19 protein-coding genes are annotated in these 19,978 nt (G+C 66.3%); 11 read left to right on the top strand and 8 right to left on the bottom strand.

Going from position 1 to position 19,978, the window contains the following annotated elements; genetic code table 11:
* The first annotated feature begins 190 nt into the window (after positions 1-190).
* Both J2T47_RS06950 and putP read left to right on the top strand, forming a co-directional pair.
* Positions 191-940 carry an AraC family transcriptional regulator gene (locus J2T47_RS06950; RefSeq protein ID WP_253443765.1) on the top strand — a complete coding sequence of 250 codons (750 nt, stop codon included), beginning with the start codon at positions 191-193 and terminating at the stop codon, positions 938-940.
* 787 nt (positions 941-1,727) lie between these two features.
* Entirely contained in the window at positions 1,728-3,245 is a 1,518-nt protein-coding gene (putP, locus tag J2T47_RS06945; protein WP_253443763.1) for a sodium/proline symporter PutP, read from the top strand.
* Between the two features lie 147 nt (positions 3,246-3,392).
* On the opposite strand, the gene J2T47_RS06940 is transcribed toward putP, so the two are convergent.
* Both J2T47_RS06940 and J2T47_RS06935 read right to left on the bottom strand, forming a co-directional pair.
* On the bottom strand, positions 3,393-4,589 hold the full coding sequence (locus tag J2T47_RS06940; RefSeq protein ID WP_253443760.1) for a sugar transporter: 1,197 nt from the start codon (positions 4,587-4,589) through the stop codon (positions 3,393-3,395).
* A 159-nt stretch (positions 4,590-4,748) separates the two neighbouring features.
* Entirely contained in the window at positions 4,749-5,663 is a 915-nt protein-coding gene (locus J2T47_RS06935; RefSeq protein ID WP_253443757.1) for a LysR substrate-binding domain-containing protein, read from the bottom strand.
* Between the two features lie 139 nt (positions 5,664-5,802).
* Here J2T47_RS06935 and J2T47_RS06930 point away from each other — a divergent pair, with 139 nt between their 5' ends.
* From J2T47_RS06930 to J2T47_RS06920, 3 genes are all read left to right on the top strand, one after another.
* Positions 5,803-6,441 carry an FMN-dependent NADH-azoreductase gene (locus tag J2T47_RS06930; protein WP_253443754.1) on the top strand — a complete coding sequence of 213 codons (639 nt, stop codon included), beginning with the start codon at positions 5,803-5,805 and terminating at the stop codon, positions 6,439-6,441.
* Positions 6,441-6,749: a DMT family transporter gene (locus J2T47_RS06925; RefSeq protein ID WP_253443751.1), complete on the top strand. Its 309-nt coding sequence runs from the start codon at positions 6,441-6,443 to the stop codon at positions 6,747-6,749. The genes J2T47_RS06930 and J2T47_RS06925 overlap by 1 nt, the downstream gene beginning before the upstream one ends.
* 61 nt (positions 6,750-6,810) lie before the next feature.
* Positions 6,811-7,032, top strand: a complete 222-nt coding sequence (locus J2T47_RS06920; protein WP_253443748.1) for a VF530 family DNA-binding protein — start codon at positions 6,811-6,813, stop codon at positions 7,030-7,032.
* 125 nt (positions 7,033-7,157) lie between these two features.
* On the opposite strand, the gene J2T47_RS06915 is transcribed toward J2T47_RS06920, so the two are convergent.
* On the bottom strand, positions 7,158-10,274 hold the full coding sequence (locus tag J2T47_RS06915; RefSeq protein ID WP_437180956.1) for a transglycosylase domain-containing protein: 3,117 nt from the start codon (positions 10,272-10,274) through the stop codon (positions 7,158-7,160).
* A 320-nt stretch (positions 10,275-10,594) separates the two neighbouring features.
* On the opposite strand from J2T47_RS06915, the gene J2T47_RS06910 reads away from it, so the two are divergent.
* From J2T47_RS06910 to J2T47_RS06900, 3 genes are all read left to right on the top strand, one after another.
* Positions 10,595-10,774, top strand: a complete 180-nt coding sequence (locus tag J2T47_RS06910) for a hypothetical protein (RefSeq protein WP_437180960.1) — start codon at positions 10,595-10,597, stop codon at positions 10,772-10,774.
* 118 nt (positions 10,775-10,892) lie between these two features.
* Positions 10,893-11,570, top strand: a complete 678-nt coding sequence (locus J2T47_RS06905) for a class I SAM-dependent methyltransferase (protein ID WP_253443742.1) — start codon at positions 10,893-10,895, stop codon at positions 11,568-11,570.
* Positions 11,571-11,895: 325 nt separating this feature from the next.
* Complete coding sequence (locus J2T47_RS06900; RefSeq protein ID WP_253443739.1) at positions 11,896-13,290, top strand: amino acid permease; 1,395 nt, start codon at positions 11,896-11,898, stop codon at positions 13,288-13,290.
* A 60-nt stretch (positions 13,291-13,350) separates the two neighbouring features.
* Here J2T47_RS06900 and J2T47_RS06895 read toward each other — a convergent pair whose 3' ends face one another.
* The 4 genes from J2T47_RS06895 to J2T47_RS06880 all read right to left on the bottom strand — a co-directional run bounded on the left by J2T47_RS06895 (position 13,351) and on the right by J2T47_RS06880 (position 17,756).
* The gene (locus tag J2T47_RS06895) at positions 13,351-13,725 is read right to left on the bottom strand and encodes a 5-carboxymethyl-2-hydroxymuconate Delta-isomerase (protein WP_253443736.1); all 375 of its coding nucleotides are present in this window, start codon (positions 13,723-13,725) and stop codon (positions 13,351-13,353) included.
* Positions 13,726-14,518: 793 nt separating this feature from the next.
* The gene (locus J2T47_RS06890) at positions 14,519-16,426 is read right to left on the bottom strand and encodes a M48 family metallopeptidase (RefSeq protein ID WP_253443733.1); all 1,908 of its coding nucleotides are present in this window, start codon (positions 16,424-16,426) and stop codon (positions 14,519-14,521) included.
* Between the two features lie 21 nt (positions 16,427-16,447).
* Positions 16,448-17,044, bottom strand: coding sequence for a LemA family protein (locus J2T47_RS06885; RefSeq protein ID WP_253443730.1), 597 nt, complete (start codon positions 17,042-17,044; stop codon positions 16,448-16,450).
* Between the two features lie 163 nt (positions 17,045-17,207).
* Positions 17,208-17,756 carry a cysteine hydrolase family protein gene (locus tag J2T47_RS06880; RefSeq protein ID WP_253443728.1) on the bottom strand — a complete coding sequence of 183 codons (549 nt, stop codon included), beginning with the start codon at positions 17,754-17,756 and terminating at the stop codon, positions 17,208-17,210.
* Between the two features lie 109 nt (positions 17,757-17,865).
* Here J2T47_RS06880 and J2T47_RS06875 point away from each other — a divergent pair, with 109 nt between their 5' ends.
* From J2T47_RS06875 to J2T47_RS06865, 3 genes are all read left to right on the top strand, one after another.
* Positions 17,866-18,864: a GlxA family transcriptional regulator gene (locus J2T47_RS06875; RefSeq protein WP_253443725.1), complete on the top strand. Its 999-nt coding sequence runs from the start codon at positions 17,866-17,868 to the stop codon at positions 18,862-18,864.
* A gap of 92 nt (positions 18,865-18,956) precedes the next feature.
* Positions 18,957-19,211 (top strand): type II toxin-antitoxin system RelE family toxin, encoded by a 255-nt coding sequence (locus J2T47_RS06870; RefSeq protein WP_253443722.1) that lies wholly within the window; start codon positions 18,957-18,959, stop codon positions 19,209-19,211.
* Entirely contained in the window at positions 19,195-19,521 is a 327-nt protein-coding gene (locus tag J2T47_RS06865) for a helix-turn-helix domain-containing protein (protein WP_253443719.1), read from the top strand. Before J2T47_RS06870 ends, J2T47_RS06865 begins: the two co-directional genes overlap by 17 nt.
* Positions 19,522-19,525: 4 nt before the next feature.
* Here the strand turns inward: J2T47_RS06865 and J2T47_RS06860 are convergent, their stop codons facing one another.
* The gene (locus J2T47_RS06860; protein ID WP_253443716.1) at positions 19,526-19,894 is read right to left on the bottom strand and encodes a cupin domain-containing protein; all 369 of its coding nucleotides are present in this window, start codon (positions 19,892-19,894) and stop codon (positions 19,526-19,528) included.
* Positions 19,895-19,978: the final 84 nt, after the last annotated feature.

The raw sequence follows: 19,978 nt of genomic DNA, 5'->3' as shown, positions 1-19,978 counted from the left end.
AAGCGACGGGAAGGGGCAAGGTAGGAAAGTGTTATTTGTTATAACATAACATATCCATCGGTTAGCAAGAGTTTCCGGCTTAGATGCTTTAGTGCTTTCGCATTTCAGGAGTTGCGCCGGGTTGCACCTGTGCGCTGGGCAGGTGGGATCGAATCCCGTACCATGCTCAAAATTTGATCAGTCCAGCGCCATGTTCGATACCCGCCTCGCTACGCTGTCCGACCAGACCGACCAGCACGCCCATGATCATCACCAGTTGGTGATGTCCCTGAGCGGCCGCGCGGAATTCGAGATCGGCGGTACCGGTGGCGAGGTCTGCCGCATGCGCGCCTGCCTGGTGCCGGGGGACGTCGACCATGAGTTCGCCGGGCTCGGCGACAACCGCATGCTGATCGTCGATCTGAACGAAGCCGGCGCCGCCGAGCAGGATCGCGAGCTGCTGGCGCGGCTGTTCGAGATACCGCGCTACCCGACCCTGGATGCGGACTTCCAGCACCTGCTCGCCTACGCTGGCGCGGAGATCGCCCGTTACGGCGATGACCCTCTGCTCGCCCGTGCCCTGGGTGGCGTGCTGCTGCGCGCGCTGCACCTGCGCCTGTTCGGCGAAGAGCGCGCGCCGCGCAGCGGACCGCTGGATCTGGAGCGACTGGACGGCTATATCGCCGATCACCTGTCCCAGCGCATCACCGTGGCCGAGTTGGCGCAGGTCGCCTGCCTGAGCCCCAGCCATTTCCATGCGCAGTTCAAGGACCGTGTCGGCCTGACGCCGCACCAGTATCTGCTGCGCCAGCGCCTAGACCGTGCTGCGCGCCTGCTTCGGGAAACCGACCTGCCGTTGGTCGGCGTGGCCGGGGAGTGCGGTTTCTCCAGCCAGAGCGCGCTGACCACGGCGATGCGCCGTTATCTGGGATTGACCCCGGGCAACCTGCGCCGCTGCTGAATCCGCCAGCCTGCGGGTCCTGGATTGCTGATCGAGCGGTCAATTGCCGACCTTCGGCTGCCGGAGTCTTTTGCAAGAACTCCAGAGCTTTCAGCAAGAATTCCTCTGGGTGCAACCCATAGAGTCCGCCCACCGCGTTGCTGGTGTTCCAAGGTGCAACCCGGTCAGACCAAGAACAACAGCCAGCTCGATACGCGGGAGGGGCAGCATGCCCATCACCGGTTCTGTCTTTGCCTGTAGCGCGCCTGCACCTGGCTGCGCCACTCCCTCCACGGCCCGGCTCGCAGCGCCCGCCCGTGGTCCTGCGCCGTCCGCCCTCGGACCAGTGGCGCCTTTCACTTCTGTGCTTTCTGTACAATCCGCGCCCTCGCGCGCCGGCCACTCCCTGCCGCACCTCAATGCGCGCGTGAACCCAGTTTCGAATCGCTCCGGCAAGCAGTGCTGCCCGTCCACGGGACGGCGTGGCAGAAATTGCCGCAGTGCAGGCGCCGGTTCAGGCGCCTGATGGATCACCGGGCCCAGCCCGGGAAACGCCCCGCCCCTCGCTTACCGGCGAAGGCGGGACGGAGGTCGCCGTGGTGAGACGGTGGCTGCAGGAAGGCGCCAGCAAGGACGACGGCGTGCCTGCGTCGGGATACGTAGCGGTTCGGTGCCGGTTTGGCGCCACGCGTAACCCGGTTTGCCTGTGAGCAAGCGCTAACCGGTCGGCGTCAACCACGCCGGCTGCCAGTCAAGGGCCCGCGATACCCCGCGAGCCCGGATAAAAACAAGCTGTAGGGGAGTCCCCATGAGCGTCAACACGCCAACACTGATCACCTTCGTGATCTACATCGCAGCCATGGTTCTGATCGGCCTGGCCGCCTATCGTTCGACCAACAACTTCTCCGACTACATCCTCGGTGGCCGCAGCCTCGGCAGCTTCGTCACCGCGCTGTCGGCCGGTGCTTCGGACATGAGCGGCTGGCTGCTGATGGGCCTGCCGGGCGCCATCTACCTGTCGGGCATCTCGGAGAGCTGGATCGCCATCGGCCTGATCTGCGGCGCCTACCTGAACTGGCTGTTCGTCGCCGGCCGCCTGCGCGTGCACACCGAGCACAACGGCAACGCCCTGACGCTCCCGGACTACTTCAGCACCCGCTTCGAGGACAACAGCCGCGTCCTGCGCGTGATCTCCGCGCTGGTGATCCTGGTGTTCTTCACCATCTACTGCGCCTCCGGCATCGTCGCCGGCGCCCGCCTGTTCGAAAGCACCTTCGGCATGTCCTACGAGACCGCCCTGTGGGCCGGTGCCGCCGCGACCATCGCCTACACCTTCGTCGGTGGCTTCCTGGCGGTAAGCTGGACCGATACCGTGCAGGCCTCGCTGATGATCTTCGCGCTGATCCTCACGCCGATCTTCGTGCTGCTCGCTACCGGTGGTATCGATCCGGCCTTCGCCGCCATCGAGCTGAAGGACGCGGCCAACTTCGACATGTTCAAGGGCGCTTCCTTTGTCGGCGTGCTGTCGCTGATGGCCTGGGGCCTGGGCTACTTCGGCCAGCCGCACATCCTGGCGCGCTTCATGGCCGCTGATTCGGTGAAATCGATCCCGGCTGCCCGCCGCATCTCCATGACCTGGATGATCCTCTGCCTGGGCGGCGCCGTGGCCGTCGGCTTCTTCGGCATCGCCTACTTCCAGGCGCACCCGGAACAGGCTGGCGCCGTGGGCGAGAACCACGAGCGCATCTTCATCGAACTGGCGAAGATCCTCTTCAACCCGTGGGTTGCCGGCGTGCTGCTGTCCGCCATCCTCGCCGCGGTGATGAGCACCCTGAGCTGCCAGCTGCTGGTGTGCTCCTCGGCGCTGACCGAAGACTTCTACAAGGCCTTCCTGCGCAAGAACGCCAGCCAGCTGGAACTGGTGTGGGTCGGCCGCGCCATGGTGCTGCTGGTGGCGCTGATCGCCATCGCCCTGGCCGCCAACCCGGACAACCGCGTCCTGGGCCTGGTGTCCTACGCCTGGGCCGGCTTCGGCGCTGCCTTCGGTCCGCTGGTGCTGTTCTCCGTGCTGTGGAAGGGCATGACCCGCAACGGCGCGCTCGCCGGCATCATCGTCGGCGCGGTCACCGTGATCGTGTGGAAGCAGTTCGGCTGGCTCGGCCTGTACGAGATCATCCCGGGCTTCATCCTCTCGAGCATTTCCATCGTGGTCTTCAGCCTGCTCGGCTCCGCGCCGTCCAAGGCGATGATCCAGCGCTTCGAAGAAGCCGAGGCGGAGTACGCCGAGGCCACCCAGTCGGTCGGTGCGGCGCAAGCCAGCCGCTGATTCCGCGCTGAATGAAAAAGGCCGCGCTCCTGCAAGGGGCGCGGCCTTTTTCCTTTTCGTAGGAGCGAGCTTGCTCGCGAACCCGGCTGGCACCCAAGGCATCAAGCGGTTCGCGAGCAAGCTCGCTCCTACAGGTAGGCCGTTGCTTCAGTGCTTGGAATGCCCGCCGCTCAATGTCGCCGCATAGCGCCAGCAGGCGAACAGGCACAGCAGCAGGCCGAGCACCGCCAGCGCGCCGCCGACATAACCGATCCACTCCAGCCCCATGCCCACCGCCACCCGGCTGCCCAGCAGCGCGCCGCCGCCGATGCCGACGTTGTACAGGCCGGAGAACATCGCCATGGCCACGTCGGTGGCGTCGTGGGCCAGCTGCAGCACCTTGGCCTGCAGCGCCAGGCCGAAGCAGAGGATCGCCGCGCCCCAGAACAGGCTCAGGCCCAGCAGCGCCGTCGGCGAATGAGCCAACGGCATCAGCAGCAGGAGCGTGCCGCCGAGCACGGCGATGGCCAGGCACGGGAAGGCGCGCGGGAAGCGCTCGCTGTAGCGGCTGAAGAGGATCGAGCCGAACATCCCGGCGCCGCCGAACAGCAACAGGAGCAGGGTGGTCTGCCGGCTGTCCAGCGCGGCGACCTCGCGGGCAAACGGCTCGATGTAGCTGTAGGCAGTGAACTGCGCAGTGATCACCAGCACAGTGAGCACGTACATCGACACCAGTGCCGGGCGCCGCAACAGCAGCGGCAGGCTGCGCAGCGAGCCTGAGTTCTGGCTGGGCAGCAGCGGCAGCGCGCGGGCCAGCCAGAGCACCACCACCACCGAGACGCCGGCGATGGTGAGGAAGGTCGTGCGCCAGCCCAGCGCCTCGCCGAGCATGCGTCCCAGCGGGATGCCCAGCACCATCGCCAGGATGGTCCCGGTGGCCAGCAGGCCAAGGGCTTTCGCCTGCTGGCCCGGCGGCGCCACGCGCACCGCGAGCGACGCGGTAATCGACCAGAACACGGCGTGGGCGAAGGCGATGCCGAAGCGGCTGATCATCAGCACCGTGAAGTTCCAGGCGAAGCCCGAGAGCACGTGGCTGACGATGAACAGGCAGAAGATCACCACCAGCAGGCGCCGGCGCTCCATGTTGCGGGTCAGCTGCATCAACGGCAGCGAGGCCAGCGACACGACCCAGGCGTAGAGCGTGAGCATCAGCCCGGTCTGTTCCGGGCGCATGTCGAAGCTCGCGCCGATGTCGCTGAGCAGGCCCACCGGGACGAACTCGGTGGTGTTGAAGATGAAGGCGGCGATGGCCAGGGCGATGACGTTCAGCCAACTGCCGGAGCGGGTTTCTTGCACGGTGGTCATGGGAATCCTGAGGTGAAGTGGGGCTCAGGCCGTGCCTTGGGATCACGCGCGGGGCGTGTCGCTGGCAAAGAAGAATTGTTGTTGCGGCAGCCGTGATTCTACCCACGGGTTGCCCATCACGCACGGCGAACGCTGCCTTGCGCGGGCGCAGCGGCAGGCTCAGGCGGCGCTGTCGAGCAGCGGGTCGGCCGCCTGCGCCGCTTCCTCGGCGAGCCAGTCGAGGAACGCGCGCACCGGCGGGTGGCGTTCCCGACCCGGCACGCAGAGCGCGGTGTAGCGGGCGCCGGGCACGTTGATGTCCGGGCGGTAGGGCACCAGCAGACCCTTCTCCACGCTTTCGGAGACCAGCAACGAGCTGGCCAGCACCAGCCCCTGGCCGGCGATGGCTGCCTGCAGGGCGTAGAACTCCTCGTCGTACTCGCGTTGCACCGCCTGGGCCAGCAGGCACTCCTCGCCAGCCACCTGGCACCAGGCCTTCCAGCCGCGCTCGTAGAGCTCGGAGTTGTGCCAGCGCACGCTGATCATCTCCGGCACCTCCACGTCGGCGGTGGCCACCCGTGCCGGCGCGCCATAGACGGCGAAGCGTTCCGCCAGCAGGAACTGGCTGTGCATGCGTGGGTAGTCACCGAAGCCGTAGCGAATCGCCAGGTCGACGCTGGCGTCCTGCTGCAGGTCGAGCAGCTCGCACTGGCTGTCCAGGCGCAGGCGGATGTGTGGATGGCGCGCATAGAAGCGGCCCAGGCGCGGCACCAGCCACAGCGCGGCGAAGGCCGGCGTGGTGGAGATCGTCAGGCTGCTGGCGCTGCGCTGCGGGCGCAGGCTGTCCACCGATTGCGACACTTCCAGCAGTGCGCCATGCAGGCTGCGGAACAGTCGCTCGCCGGCTGCGGTCAGGCGCACCTGGCGCGGCAGGCGCTCGAACAGTGGCAGGCCCAGCCATTCCTCCAGCGCGCGCACCTGGTGGGACACCGCCGTGGGCGTCACCGCCAGTTCCTGGGCGGCGGCCTTGAAGCTCAACTGGCGCGCGGCGGATTCGAAGGTGCGCAGGGCAGGAAGCGGCAGGTTGGCGAACATGGTGCGCTCCATGGATGAGCTGGATTCATCTGGAAGGAAATCCCCTCAGTTGTCCGGCCATACGGCTGGAAATAGCTTAGGCGGCAACAGGAGGCCAGTCAGGACCTCCGCAGTGTACACCTTCAGCAAGGAAAGACAGATGAACAGGATTCTCGCCATTCACGCCAGCCCCCGTGCCGACCGCTCCCATTCCCGCCGTTTGGCCGAGGGCTTTCTCGCCGCACTGCCGCAGGCCGGGATCACCCGCCGCGAGGTGGGCCGGGGCGATCTGCCCCACGTCAGCGAAGGCTTCATTGCTGCCGCCTTCCATCCGCAGCGGGAGCATCGTCCGGCCGAGTTGCAGGCCGAGCTGAAGCTCAGCGAAGAGCTGGTGGATGAACTGCTTGCCCACGACCTGCTGGTGATCTCCACACCGATGTACAACTTCAGCGTGCCCAGCGGCCTGAAGGCCTGGGTCGACCAGATCGTCCGCATCGGCCGCACCTTCGACCTGCATCTGAAGGATGGCGAGGCGGAGTACGAGCCGCTGCTCAAGGGGCGCAAGGCGCTGATCGTCACCAGTCGCGGTGGTGCCGGCATGGGGCCGGGCGGCGAGCTGGAATGGATGAACCACGCCGATACCTGGCTGCGTGTGGCGCTGGGCTTCCTCGGTATCGAGGACGTGCAGGTGGTCGCCGCCGAAGGCGAGGAGGGCAATCCCGAAGCCTTCCGCGCTTCCTATCAACAGGCTGAAAAAGTCCTGGCCGACCTCGCCGAGAGCGAGTGGGCGCGTGCGTGATGGCCTGGGCGATGCTGATGGTGGCCGCAGTGTTCGAGGTGATGTTCGCGGTGTCGATGAAGTACGCCGAGGGCTTCACCCGGCCGCTGCCGACGGTGGTGACAGTACTCGCGGTGATCGGTGGGATCTTCTTCCTCACCCTGGCAATGCGTCAGTTGCCGGTGAGCATCGCCTACCCGGTCTGGACGGCCATCGGCACGCTGGGCACGGTGTTCTTCGGCTTCCTGCTGCTGGGCGAGGCGCTGACGCTGACCAAGCTGGTGTCGGTTGCGCTGATCATCGCCGGCGTCGCCGGGCTGCGGGCCTGATCGCCTGCGGCTGATGCTTGGTGGTAAGGTGCCGCGCATTCTCCGCGCGACGGCACCGAACATGAATGACAAACCGAAGAACCCGCTGCATGGCGTGACCCTGGAAGCCATCCTCAACCAGCTGGTGGCGCAGTACGGCTGGGATGGGCTGGCCAAGCGCATCGACGTGCGCTGCTTCAAGAACGACCCGAGCATCAAGTCCAGCCTGACCTTCCTGCGCCGCACGCCGTGGGCGCGGGAGCAGGTCGAGGCGTTGTACGTGAAGAGCGTGCAGAAGGGCTGAAGGCTTGCGTAGGAGCGGACTTCGTCCGCGATTGATCCGCATCTCGCTGAAACCCATCGCGGACAGAGTCCGCTCCTACAAGTGATCCCGACGCATCCGATCCATGGTCGCCGCAGGCCAGATTCTCAGCGCCAACTCACCCGCAGATTATCCAGCCGTTCCTGGCACCCGGTGCTGATCCCTGGCTCCAGGTAGCTGGTCAGCAGTGGCGCCATGCCCTTGAGCACCTGTACCGGTAGCGCCGAGGTGAACTTGAAGTTGTCCGACTCGCTGCCCGCCACGTAGGCGGTGAGCGTGCCGAAGTGCCGCGGGCCGATGTAGAAGACGAAGGTCGCCGTGCGGTTCATCGCCTTGGAACTCTTCACCCAGCCGCTGCGGGTGACGCTCTCGATGCGGTTGTCGCCGGTGCCGGTCTTGCCGCCCATGATCAGTGCGCTGCCATCGGCCATCTTGAAGGTGCCCGACAGGCGTCGCGCGGTGCCCGCATCCACCACCTGCGACAGCGCGGTGCGCAGGGCCTGGGCGACCTCCGAACGCATCACCTGGCGGCCATTGCCGGATTCCGGGCCGAGAGTGACTTCATAGGGCGTCGCCGCGGCGAAGTGCAGGCTGTCGATGCGCAGGGTCGGCAGGCGCACGCCATCGTTGAGGATGATCCCCATCAGCTCCGCCAGCGCCGCCGGACGGTCGCCCGAACTGCCCAGCGCGGTGGCCAGCGACGGCACCAGGTGGTCGAACGGGTAGCCCAGGCGCTTCCACTGTTCATGCAGGTCGAGGAAGGCTTCCACCTCCAGCATGATGCGGATGCGCTTGTCGCGGGCGTACTTGTGCCGCGACTTGAACAGCCAGCCGTAGACTTCCTTGCGCTCGGCGCTGCTGGCGGCCACGGCATCGGCGAAGGTCGCCGCCGGCTGGCGTTGCAGATAGCCCAGCAGCCACAGCTCCAGCGGGTGCACGCGGGCCACGTAGCCCTGGTCGTTGAGGTTGAAGGCCCCCGGTCCGTAGCGCGTATAGAGGTCTTCGATGCGCTTGTCGGTCAGCTTGTCGCCGGCGTACTTGCCCTGCTTCAGGCGATCCTGCAGGAAGGCGGCGAAGGTCGGGACATCCGCCTGCGGCTGCAGGTAGCGGTGGATCGCCGCCAGCCGTACCGGCCACGCGCGCAGGCCGTCGAGGAAGGTGCTCAGGCGCGTGTCGTTGTCCTTGCCCTTGTACTTCTGCCAGAAGCGCAGCAGGTAGACCTGGCTTTCCTTGTCGACGAAGCGGTCCAGATAGTCCTGCCGGCGTGGGTCCTTGTCGTCGGCCAGTACGGCGACCTTGCTGCCCTCGTTGGCGTAGATGTCGTGACGCACCAGGTCTCGCAGCAGGCGCACGAAGGGCAGGTTGATCGACTCGCGCAGGGCGTCCTGCAGGGTGGGGATGCGGCCGTTGTCTTCCTTGCGGAAGTTGCTGAAGGTGTGGATGCCGCCGCCGGTGAAGAAGCTCTCGTAGGGGCTGGCGGAGTACTTGCGTTGCAGGGCGGCGGCGAGCATGTCCGGCAGGTCGCGGTCCTTGGCGGTGATCAGGTAGTCGATGGACCAGCGGGTAAGGAAGTCCAGCGGCTCCACCGGCACCTTCTTCAGCTCCGCCACGCTCATCGGCGCGTACAGCTGGTGCAGGTCGGCGATGGTTTCCAGGTAGGTGGAGAGCACGCGCAGCTTGGCGGTGGAACCCAGCTCCAGCTTGCTGCCCTCGTTGATGTCGAAGGGCTGCTCGGTGCTGTCGGTCTGCACGCGCACGCGGTTGCCACTGGGGGTGCGCTCGAAAAGGGTGAAGCTGTAGCGCACGTCCTTGGTCTTGTCCTTGGACAGCAGGTGCTCGCCGAACAGGCCGATCTGCTCGGCGAAGGCGGGGTCGGACAGCTGCCGCAGGTAACCGGTGACCTGCTCCTGCAGCTCATGCTGCAGGGTGGTGGTGAAGCTCATGTCGAAGCGGTCGAGGTCGTACAGCGGCACGTCGAGCATGCCGGCCAGGCGGGTGCGCGCCAGGCCGATGCCCTTGTTGTTCTCCAGCGGGGTGAAGCTCGGCTCGCTGCGCGGATCGCGGAAGGTGAGCTTCTGCTTGAGTGCGGCGTCGCGCAGCTCGGGGGCGATCACGTTGTTCTGCGCCAGCAGGCGCAGGTAGCTGTCGGTCAGCACGGCCAACTGGTCGCGGCCACGCGCCAGGTACCAGGACGGCCGACGGTGGGCGATCATCAGCGACACCACCTGGCGCAGCGCCTTGCCCTGGGCGGCCAGTTCGGCACCGGAGCCGGGCGCGGCGTTGAGCAGCTTGTTGACCTGCTGGTAGTCGGCGCCGTACCAGATCCACAGACCGTCCGGCAGGCCGCTGACTTCGCCGTAGCCGGGCTGCGCCGAAAGCGGTACCGAGTTCAGGTAGGTGAGGGCGACGTTGCGCCGCGCGGCCATGTTCTCCGCGCCGTTCTGGTAGGTGCGCACGCTGGCCGACGCCATCTGCCGCAGCTTGTCGGTGATGGAGTTGGTGCGGCCATCCTCGGAGTGACGGTACTTCTCGATCTGCGTCGCGAGGGTGCTGCCGCCGGGCGCGTGGTTGCCCAGGCCGACCAGCTTGCCCACCTGCGCCACCGAGGCCTGGGTGAAGCGGCTCCAGTCGATGGCCGGGTTCAGGTAGGGGCGGTCGGGGTCGAGCAGGTCGCGGTTCTCGATGAACAGCAGGCTGTTGACGATGGCCGGCGAGATGCTCTCGAAGTTGGCGTAGAGCCGCTGCGGGTAGCGGAAGTTGTAGATCGGCAGGCCGCGGCAGTCGGCGATGTCGACGCCGGCCTGGGCCTTTTCCGGGTAGGGCGGGAACATGCCGTGGCTGGTGTACTGCAGCAACGGATCGGAGAAGCGCGCCTGGCGCAGGGTGACGAAATTGCGCTCGTGCAGGCGGCCGAGGAAGCCCGGCAGTTGCTGGTAACCCAGGCGCCGGTCGAAGGGGCCGCCCTGGGGATAGACCACGTCGCCGGTGCCGCCCTGTTCCAGGCTCCAGGTCAGCCCGGTGGCATAGCGCGCCAGCTCGCGCGCCTGCAGCTTGGAGGTGCGCGCTTCATAGAGCAGCGCCGCGCCCATGGCGGCCAGCAATGGCAGGAGAAAGAGGAAGAGGATGAGGAAACGGTGGTGATGCACTTTCTGTGGGGAAAGGCCGGGCCCCAGACTTCCCGGTTGACCTGCCACTTGCGTACCGGAATGCTTCGAGTTGCCCATCTTCACGCCCCGCCCTTGCTTGTACGACAGCCCAGGTAGCGGACTCCGCCCACGTGATGGCCGGCGCCATCCTGGCGCCGCGAAAGCCGCTTCCCCCGCGGCTTTCCTAACTTCCAGCGTAGTCGGCGGCAAAAAAACTGCGCACCGGCTGGCACCGTTCATGGCCATGCGGATTGATTTGCCGACGGCCAGCAGGTGCAATGTACTGACTTCGACAGGAACCCTTGCCCATGCGTTCGCCTTTTCTGCCTTGCAGCCTGCCCCGTACTCTGCTTCTGGCCGCGCTGCTGCTGGCGTCCCTGAGCGCCGAGGCGGCGCCCATGCCGTTCTATCGCTGGCAGAGCAAGCTCGATGGCGCCTATACCTGCCAGCAGACCTCGCCGGGCAGTGGCTGGCAGAAGATCGGCGGGCCGTTCCGCGACGCCGGCTGCCGTGAGGCATTGCCGCAGACTCCACCGCCCAAGGGATTGGCGGTGCCCAAGGTGTTGAAGCCTTTGTAGGAGCGCGCCATGCGCGCGATCGTGGGCGCGGCCCGCTCCTCCAGGGGGCCGCAAGCGGTTGGTATTTCGTAGGAGCGGATTCATCCGCGATCGCCTCACCCGACGCACGGAGCAGACCATGACCGACCACGACGCCCAGATCCGCCAGAGCTGGCAAACCAACGCCGACGCCTGGACCCGCGCCGTGCGCGAGCAGCGTATCGAAAGCCGGCGGCTGGTCACTGACGCGGCGATCCTTGGCGCCATCGCCGATGGCCCGGCGCGGCGCGTGCTCGACATCGGCTGCGGCGAAGGCTGGTTGTGTCGCGCGCTGGCGGAGCGGGGCTGCGAGTGCGTCGGTGTGGATGCCTCGGCGCCCCTGATCGATTCGGCGCAGGCGGCGGGCGGCGCATGTTTCCAGGTGATGGATTACGCGGCGTTGATCGAGTCCGGCAACAGCCTGGGCCAATTCGACGTGCTGGTGTGCAACTTCGCGTTGCTCGACGAGTACATCGCCCCCTTGGTCGGCGCCCTGCGCGAGCGGCTCAACCCCGGCGGGCGGCTGCTGATCCAGACCGTTCACCCCTGGGCCGCCTGCGGCGACGAGCCCTACGCGGACGGCTGGCGGCTGGAAACCTTCGCCGCCTTCGGTGGCGAGTTCAGCTCACCGATGCCCTGGTTCTTTCGCACCCTGGAGTCCTGGCTGGCGCTGCTGACCGCCAGCGGCTGGCGCGTCCGCCAGTTGCGTGAGCCGCGCCAGCCGGATACCGGCAAGCCCTGTTCGCTGTTGCTGGAGTTGCAGCCGCTGATGGGCTGAACAGCTCTACAACGGCCATCACGCAGTGGCGGGATGTGGCGATACGCCGCTATCCCTTTGGTCACATTGCACCTTGGTGGTGCAGACGTTTCCTACACACTTGTGTAACACTCGCCCGCGACCTCAGCCGTGGTCCTCCCGCAATGCCCACGTCCGCTTCACAAGAGCGGGCAGCCTCTTCCGGTGTGCCGTCCTGGAACTGCCAGACACTTCTCCCTCCGTGCCGCCCGGCGCGGTGGCGAAGCCTTTCCGGTGGTTCCGCACCCTGACTGCACTCAGAGTCCGCAGCTGATTACTCCCAAGAACAAAATGAGGTTGCATCACCATGTCGTCCCACGATCTCCAAAGGGATCTCAACGAGCGGCACATCCGTCTCATGGCCCTGGGCGCCTGCATCGGCGTCGGCCTGTTCCTCGGCTCCGCCAAGGCCATCCAGATGGCCGGCCCGGCCATCATGCTGTCCTACATCATCGGCGGTCTCGCCATCCTCGTGATCATGCGCGCCCTCGGCGAGATGGCCGTGCACAATCCCGTGGCCGGCTCCTTCGCCCGCTATGCGCAGGACTACCTCGGCCCGCTGGCCGGCTACCTGACCGGCTGGAACTACTGGTTCCTCTGGCTGGTGACCTGCGTCGCGGAGATCACCGCGGTGGCCATCTACATGGGCATCTGGTTCCCCGACGTGCCGCGCTGGATCTGGGCGCTGGCCGCGCTGGCGAGCATGGGCACCATCAACCTCATCGCCGTGCGCGCTTTCGGTGAGTTCGAGTTCTGGTTCGCGCTGATCAAGATCGTCACCATCGTCGCCATGATCCTCGCCGGCGCCGGCATGATCTTCTTCGGCCTGGGCAACGGCGGCATCGCCACCGGCATCTCCAATCTCTGGAGCAATGGCGGCTTCATGCCCCACGGCATCACCGGCGTGCTGATGTCGCTGCAGATGGTGATGTTCGCCTACCTGGGCGTGGAGATGATCGGCCTCACCGCCGGTGAAGCGAAGAACCCGCAGAAGACCATCCCCGGTGCGATCAACTCGGTGTTCTGGCGCATCCTGCTGTTCTACGTGGGCGCGCTGTTCGTGATCATGTCGATCTACCCGTGGAACGAGATCGGCACCCAGGGCAGCCCCTTCGTGATGACCTTCGAGCGCATGGGCATCAAGACCGCCGCCGGCATCATCAACTTCGTGGTGATCACCGCGGCGCTGTCGTCCTGCAACGGCGGCATCTTCAGCACCGGCCGCATGCTCTACAGCCTCGCCCAGCATGGCCAGGCGCCTGCCGTGTTCGCCAAGACCTCCAGGGGTGGCGTGCCGCGCAATGCGCTGCTGCTGTCGATCTTCGCGCTGCTGCTGGGCGTGCTGCTGAACTATCTGGTGCCGGAGAAGGTGTTCACCTGGGTGACCTCCATCGCCACCTTCGGGGCGATCTGGACCTGGGCGATGATCCTGCTGGCGCAGCTGAAGTTCCGCCGCGGCCTCTCCGCTGACGAAGCCGGCAAGCTGCAGTTCAAGATGTGGCTGTACCCGCTCAGCTCCTACCTCGCCATGGCCTTCCTGGTGCTGGTGGTGGTGCTGATGGCCTTCTTCGAGGACACCCGCATCGCGCTGTACATCGGCCCGGCCTTCCTGGTGCTGCTGACGGTGTTGTACTTCGCGCTGAACCTTGCACCCAAGAATCTGGCTCCGAAAGAGCAGGGCAGCGTCGCCAGCCGTGCCTGATGTGCGGTTGAGCGAATGAAAAAGGGCCTCTGCGGAGGCCCTTTTTTTGTGTGTGCCGGTTCAGGCGGTGGGCAGGCTGCCGGCCATGCGGGTCAGGCTGCGGTCGAGTTCGGTGATTTCCAGTTGCAGGCCGACGGGGCGTTTTTCCATGAGCGCGGCGAGGGTCTGTTCGGCGGTGGAGAACAGGGTGTCGACGATGCGCTGGCGCAGTTCCTCCGGGCGGCCGGGGGCGATGCGGATCTGGATGTTGATGAAGGCCTCGTCCTTCGTGTTCGCGCCGACCTGGAATTCCTCGATGGCGCGAGCGAAGGTGCGCAGGCCGTTGAGCGGGAACACGCCCATGGTTCGGGCTGCTTCGTGGAGTTTCCGGGGCAGGTCGAGGGGTGCGAGGTCGTCGGCGAGGTTGGCGGTGTAGTCGATGGTGATGTGGGGCATGGCGGCGCAGTCCAGCGTCAGTGGTGACGGCCATCCTAGGGCGATGGGCTCGCTGGGGATATGCGGGTGACTACGTATTTGAAGGGGCCAGCGGGGACGGCCTGTACTCCTCCGGAAAGACCGGCGGCATCCGTTGATCGTGCTGCTTCAGCTTGGGTGTTTAAGCGCCGCTTCGGCGCGCGCGCGGACCCTCTGTTTCGCCCCCTCGGGCGACCTTCTTTCGCAAACGCCCCAAAGAAGGCAAAGGTCTTGCCCCGGACATCCGGTTTTTCGCTTAGGCGAAAAATTTCCTCGTTGAAGCGAAGTTTCAGGGGCACGCGTCGAAGGGCCATCCCTGGCCCATCGACGCTCTCGCGACATCCATGTCGCTCAACCCCTGAAACTCCGCTTCAACGAGGCCTCCTGAACGGGGCAGTCGGAGTGCGCGGAGGTTTCTCTGGAAGACTTTCGAGCCAGAGCCAGAGCCAGAGCCAGAGCCAGAGCCAGAGCCAGAGCCAGAGCCAGAGCCAGAGCCAGAGCCGGGCTCGGGTGTTGGGCTCTTCGTAGGAGCGAGCTTGCTCGCGAACCGCATGGCACGGAATCTCCCTGTAGGAGCGACCTTGTCCGCGATCGGAGTTCCTATCCCCGCTGAAATCACGGCGAGGCACGAACGTAGGATGGTGTGGAGCGAAGCGATACCCATCAATTCCCGTGCGCCGTCAGCTTCGTAGGGCGCATAACGCGCCAGCGTTATCCGCCGTCATGGTATCGGCGGATAACCCGTTCCGGGTTATCCGCCCTACGTGCTGGAGCGTCAGGCCGCCAGCAACGGCGGCATCGGGCAATCGAGGATATCCGCCACCGCCCGCATCAGTTCCGCCTCGCTGGTGCTGATGCGGCCGTCGTGCTCGATGCAGCGCGCCAGCGCCTTGAGCAGCTGCGGTTTCTGCAGCGGCCTGAGCTGCTCCAGCTTCTTCAGGGCGCCTTCCAGGTCACGCAGGCTGCCTTCCGCCGGCAAGGGGCGAGGCGGGAAGGGCAGGCCGCTCCAGGCATCGGCGAAGGCCTGCGCGGTTTCCGCATCGCTGGTTTCACCGACGTGGGCGAGGAAGGCCAGCAGCGTTGCGCACTCCTCGGCAAGCTCCGCCAGTGCCACGTTGCCGATTCTCCCGCTGCCCGGCCGCAGGTTGCGTTCGACGATGCGCAGCAGGGTCCACTCCAGCAGCTTCACCTTGCCGTCCAGCTTGATCAGCAGCGCCATGTTCTCGCGCAGGGCGAGGAAGGCCTGGGTGTCCAGTTGCTTGAGCGCCGGCATGGCCAGGTCCAGCAGCGGCAGGCGCTGGCCGGGGTCGAGGCGCTGCAGCGCTTCCTCCAGGAGGTCCAGTTGCAGCGCCAGGCTCAGGTTCAGGCGCTGCTTGATTGCTTCCAGCTGGCGCGCACGCAGGCCGGGTTCGCTGTCCAGCAGCAGGCCGTAGATCAGCGCCTCGGCGCCTTCGCAGTCATGGGCGGCGCGCTGCAGGCGTTCATCCAGGCGTTGCAGGGTGCTGCGCGCTTCCAGCAGGTGGGCGGCAGTCGGCGCGCCCACGGCGGCCACGGCCACTTCCACGGCGCCGGGCTGGTAAGGCTGGCCGGTGACGGCGGCGGTCCAGGCGTCCTTGTTCATCAGTGCCACGTCCAGGCGCGGCTCGAATTTCGGGTAGCGGCCGTCCCAGCCCGGATCGACTCGGCGGATGCGGTCCTTCAGCGGCGGGTGGGTGTCGAACCAGCTGCTGCCCACGCCGTCGCCGAAGTACAGGTGGCTGAACTCGGCCGCGCGCGGTGCGCTGAGCAGGGCGCCCAGAGGATTGCCGCCGATCTTCTTCAGCGCGCCGGCGATGGTCGAGGGATCGCGGGTGAACTGCACGGCCGAGGCGTCGGCCAGGTACTCGCGCTGGCGGCTCACCGAAGCCTTGATCAGCTGGCCGAAGAAGGTCCCGACATAGCCCAGCACGTAGAGCACCACGCCGGCGCCGATCACCAGCAGCACCACGCTGCCGCCACCGTTCTTGTCGTTGCTGCTCCGGCTGCCGAGACGGATGCCGCTGCTGGTTTCGCTCCAGCCACGCAGCAGCATCCCGCCGATCAGACCGAGCAGGAGCATGCCGTGGAGCAGGGCGGTCAGCCGGGTGTTGAGCAGCATGTCGCCGTGGTGGATATGGCTGAACTCGTGGGCGATCACGCCCTGCAGTTCGTTGCGGTCGAGCTGTTCGATGGCGCCGCGGGTGATGCCGATCACCGCATCACGCGGGGTCAGGCCGGCGGCGAAGGCGTTGATCGATTGGTCTTCCAGCACATATACCGGCGGCACCGGCGAGCCGGAAGCCAGCGCCATTTCCTCGACGACATTGAGCAGGCGGCGCTCGTCGGCGTTGCCGGCGCTGAGGTTGAGCAGGCGGCCGCCCAGGCTCTCGGCCACCACCTTGCCGCCGGCGCTCAGTTGCACCTGCTTGTACAGCGCGCCGAGGACGACCACGCCGATGATCACGGCGGCCACCGACAGGTACAGCTCCGGGTCGGGCAGGGAGGCGCGCGAGGTCAGGTGCAGCGCCGGCTCCCCCAGGTGACGCCAGAGCCAGCCCAGGGCGAAGCTGGTGATGGTCACCAGGCAGACCACTGCAACGGTCAGCAGCAGGACCAGGCGCCCGGTCTGCTTGCGGGCGCGGTCCTGGTGTTCGAAGAAGTTCATCGCGCGTCCTGCGCCGAGGTGTTAGAAGGCGACTTTCGGCGCGGCCTGGATTTCCTTGCTGTCCTCGAACTCCAGCAGGCTGGCGTCCTTGCTGTGGCCATAGGTGGTGGCGAGGAAGTTGGCGGGGAACGACTGGCGGTAGGTGTTGTACTCCATCACCGCGTCGTTGTAGGCCTGGCGGGCGAAGGCCACCTTGTTCTCGGTGCTCGACAGTTCTTCGCTGACCTGCTGCAGGTTCTGCGAGGCCTTGAGGTCCGGATAGGCTTCCAGGGTCACGTTCAGGCGGCCCATGGCACCGCCCAGGGCGTTCTCGGCGGCGGCCAGTTGCGCCATGCGGCCGGCGTCGCCGGGTTGTTCGGAAGCGGCTTTCAGACCGGCGACCGCCGCGTTGCGGGCGGCGATCACGGCTTCCAGGGTCTCGCGCTCGTGCTTGAGGTAGGCCTTGGCGGTTTCCACCAGGTTGGGGATCAGGTCGTAGCGGCGCTTGAGCTGCACTTCGATCTGCGCGAAGGCGTTCTGGTAGCGGTTGCGCAGCGCGACCAGGCGGTTGAACACGCTGATCAGCAGGAAGATGGCGCCAGCGATGATGGCGAGGGTGATGATCGACGAAACGCTCATGGGATGTCCTTATCGGCAGGCGAATGTGGCCCGATGATAGCGGAAAGCCGGCCGAGTGTTGCGCAGCTTCTCACGTCTTGCTTCGCCGGTTCGTCTGCAGTGTTACGGAGCGTTTCCGAACGAAAACGGCCTCCGTGGAGGCCGTTTTTCCGAGCCCGGCAAATCAGCGATTCAGGTACTCGGCAGTGGACACCACTTCGGCATAGGCGAACGCCAGGGACGCCATGTAGGCCGCGTGCACCTGGGCTGCCGGAACGGTCACGCCGTTGAATTCCAGGTCCAGGGTGGCGCAGGCGTCGTGCAGCACGGTCACCGGGTAGCCGAAGTCGGCAGCGGCGCGCACCGCGCCATCCACGCACATGTGGCTCATGTGGCCGACCACCACCAGCGACTCCACGCCGTGCTGGTCGAGGAGGGCCTTCAGGTCGGTGTCGCGGAAGGAGTTGACGAAGTGCTTGAGCACCACCGGCTCGCCGGGCTGGTTGGCGACCTTGCCGTGGATCTTGGCGCCGTCGCTGCCGGGGACGAAGAACGGCGCGTCGGCGCTTTCGAATTCGTGGCGCACGTGCACTACCAGGTCACCGCGCTCACGGAACGCGGCCAGGACCTTGGCGGCCTGGTCGGCGGCGGCTTCGATGCCGACCAGCGGCCACTTGCCGGAAGGGAAGTAGTCATTCTGGATATCCACTAGGATGAGCGCTTGCTTGGCCATTTCCGAAGTCCTTGTTGAACGTTGAGTGATGAGGAAGTGGGACCAGTATGGTTCGCCGCGCGCCGCGCGGGGATCAGGCGGAACGACAATTACCGGGGGAAAACTGACAATGGCTGTGGAACGGAGCGTCGTCGAGATCGGGTTGCTGCTTTATCCCGGTGTACAGACGGCGGCGCTGCATGGTCTCACCGACCTGTTCGCGGTGGCCGAACGCATCGCCAGCGAAGAGGCCGCGCAGCAGTTGCCGGCGCTGCGGGTCAGTCACTGGTCCGGCGAAGGTGGCGGTGAGCCCCGTCGTGTCTTTGACACGCATCCAGGCGCCGACAGTCGCCTGGTCGCGGTGCTGGTGCCGCCGTCGCTGTTCGGCCTGCCCGACGCGGCACCGCTGCGCAATCTCACCGACTGGCTCGCCGCGCGCCACGGCGAGGGCGCCATCGTCGGCTCGGTGTGCATCGGCGGCCTGCTGGTGGCCGAGGCCGGGCTGCTCGACGGGCGCAGCGCCACCGCCCACTGGAGCGGTGCCGCGGCCTTCGCCGAACGCTTCCCGCGTGTGCGCCTGGAAGCGCACAAACCGATGGTGGACGATGGCGACCTGATCACCTCCGCCGGGCTGATGGCCTGGTCTGACCTGGGCCTGCGCATCGTCGACCGCCTGCTCGGCCCGAGCATCGCCAACCGCACCGCGCGTTTCCTGGTGGTGGAGCACAGCGACAGCGCCCAGCAATGCGGCAGCAACTTCGCGCCGCTGCTGGGGCATGGCGACGCCGCCATCCTTAAGGTGCAGCATTGGCTGCAGGGCAATGGCGCGGTGGATGTCAGCCTCGCCGCCATGGCTGCTCAGGCCGGGCTGGAGGAGCGCACCTTCCTGCGCCGCTTCCGTGCCGCCACCGGGCTCAAGCCCACCGAGTACTGCCAGCACCTGCGGGTCGGCAAGGCGCGCGAGCTGCTGGAGTTCACCAACGGCACGGTGGACCACATCGCCTATACGGTCGGCTACCTCGATCCGGGGTCGTTCCGCAGCACCTTCCGCAAGATCACCGGGATGGCGCCGAGCGATTACCGCAAGCGGTTCGGGGCGAAGGCGGGAGAGGTGCTCGCCAAGACCTGAGCGTGTCCGAGAACGCGGTCCCAGAATGGATGAGATCGCGCTAATATACTTATTGAAAAACTTATATTGCTGCCTCTCCCAGCGAGGCAGCCATGAACCGGATCAACTGGACCCGCAAGGCCGTGAAGCAGCTCGGCAGGCTCAATAAGGCAGACCAGCCGGTGATCTACGATGCCGTGCAGGAGCTGGCGCAAATGCCGAATGTCCAGAGCGTGAAGAAACTGGTCAACCACAGCTATGGCTACCGCCTGCGGGTGGGTAAGTACCGGGTGCTGTTCGACTGGGACGGCGGCATCCGCATCGTGAATATCGAAGAGGTCAGCAAGCGCGATGAGCACACGTACTAGCGTGCAGATCATCAATGGGCCGGATGGTGTACCGGCCTTCGTGGTCATCCCCTACGCGGAGTACCTCGCCAGCCACCCGAAGGAGGACCTGGTCCCCAACGAGGTGGTGGGCTTCATGGTCAAGGAAGGTCTGACCGCCGTCGGCGCCTGGCGTAAGCACCTGGGGCTGACCCAGGCGGAAGTGGCCGAACGCATCGGCATCAGCCAGTCCGCCTATGCCCAGCAGGAGGCCGCAAGCCGGCCACGCAAGCCCACGCGAGAAAAGCTCGCGAAGGCGCTGGGGATTCACGCCGACCTGCTGGATATCTGAGCAGTCAGATCCAGCGATCATTCTCCGCCGTGCGCTCGCCACCCTGCTCGCCGGTGTTCAGCACGCCGCGCGGTTCGATCAGCATCACCTGCACCTCGTGCTCGGCGTACGGTTTGTGCTCCACGCCGCGAGGCACCACGTAAAGCTCGCCGGCGCGCAGGGTCAGCGGGCCGTCGCGGAAGTCGATGCGCAACTCGCCGTTCAGCACGATGAAGGTTTCGTCGGTGTCGGCATGGCTGTGCCAGACGAAGTCGCCGTGCAGCTTCACCACCTTGAACTGGTAGTCGTTCATCTCGGCGACCACCCGCGGCTGCCAGGTTTCAGTGATGCGCCCGAGCTTGTCCTGCAGGTTGATCGGTTGGCGTTGGGTCACGGTGGTTTTCTCCTTGGGATCGTTGCGTCGACACTACGGCCGCAGCCTCGGGCGGTCTTGCAGGAAATTGCGCTTCGATGGGGT

The sequence above is a fragment of the Pseudomonas nitroreducens genome (assembly GCF_024170165.1).
Classification (GTDB): domain Bacteria; phylum Pseudomonadota; class Gammaproteobacteria; order Pseudomonadales; family Pseudomonadaceae; genus Pseudomonas; species Pseudomonas nitroreducens_C.
The sequence above is the reverse complement of the archived record's forward strand: the minus strand, read 5'-3'. Positions and strand labels throughout refer to the sequence as shown.

Excerpts from the sequence above, each read along its gene's own strand:
- J2T47_RS06950 (WP_253443765.1), top strand. The coding sequence starts at position 191 with ATGTTCGATACCCGCCTCGCTACGCTGTCCGACCAGACCGACCAGCAC.
- putP (WP_253443763.1), top strand. The coding sequence starts at position 1,728 with ATGAGCGTCAACACGCCAACACTGATCACCTTCGTGATCTACATCGCA.
- J2T47_RS06940 (WP_253443760.1), bottom strand. The coding sequence starts at position 4,589 with ATGACCACCGTGCAAGAAACCCGCTCCGGCAGTTGGCTGAACGTCATC.
- J2T47_RS06935 (WP_253443757.1), bottom strand. The coding sequence starts at position 5,663 with ATGTTCGCCAACCTGCCGCTTCCTGCCCTGCGCACCTTCGAATCCGCC.
- J2T47_RS06930 (WP_253443754.1), top strand. The coding sequence starts at position 5,803 with ATGAACAGGATTCTCGCCATTCACGCCAGCCCCCGTGCCGACCGCTCC.
- J2T47_RS06925 (WP_253443751.1), top strand. The coding sequence starts at position 6,441 with ATGGCCTGGGCGATGCTGATGGTGGCCGCAGTGTTCGAGGTGATGTTC.
- J2T47_RS06920 (WP_253443748.1), top strand. The coding sequence starts at position 6,811 with ATGAATGACAAACCGAAGAACCCGCTGCATGGCGTGACCCTGGAAGCC.
- J2T47_RS06915 (WP_437180956.1), bottom strand. The coding sequence starts at position 10,274 with ATGGGCAACTCGAAGCATTCCGGTACGCAAGTGGCAGGTCAACCGGGA.
- J2T47_RS06910 (WP_437180960.1), top strand. The coding sequence starts at position 10,595 with ATGCCGTTCTATCGCTGGCAGAGCAAGCTCGATGGCGCCTATACCTGC.
- J2T47_RS06905 (WP_253443742.1), top strand. The coding sequence starts at position 10,893 with ATGACCGACCACGACGCCCAGATCCGCCAGAGCTGGCAAACCAACGCC.
- J2T47_RS06900 (WP_253443739.1), top strand. The coding sequence starts at position 11,896 with ATGTCGTCCCACGATCTCCAAAGGGATCTCAACGAGCGGCACATCCGT.
- J2T47_RS06895 (WP_253443736.1), bottom strand. The coding sequence starts at position 13,725 with ATGCCCCACATCACCATCGACTACACCGCCAACCTCGCCGACGACCTC.
- J2T47_RS06890 (WP_253443733.1), bottom strand. The coding sequence starts at position 16,426 with ATGAACTTCTTCGAACACCAGGACCGCGCCCGCAAGCAGACCGGGCGC.
- J2T47_RS06885 (WP_253443730.1), bottom strand. The coding sequence starts at position 17,044 with ATGAGCGTTTCGTCGATCATCACCCTCGCCATCATCGCTGGCGCCATC.
- J2T47_RS06880 (WP_253443728.1), bottom strand. The coding sequence starts at position 17,756 with ATGGCCAAGCAAGCGCTCATCCTAGTGGATATCCAGAATGACTACTTC.
- J2T47_RS06875 (WP_253443725.1), top strand. The coding sequence starts at position 17,866 with ATGGCTGTGGAACGGAGCGTCGTCGAGATCGGGTTGCTGCTTTATCCC.
- J2T47_RS06870 (WP_253443722.1), top strand. The coding sequence starts at position 18,957 with ATGAACCGGATCAACTGGACCCGCAAGGCCGTGAAGCAGCTCGGCAGG.
- J2T47_RS06865 (WP_253443719.1), top strand. The coding sequence starts at position 19,195 with ATGAGCACACGTACTAGCGTGCAGATCATCAATGGGCCGGATGGTGTA.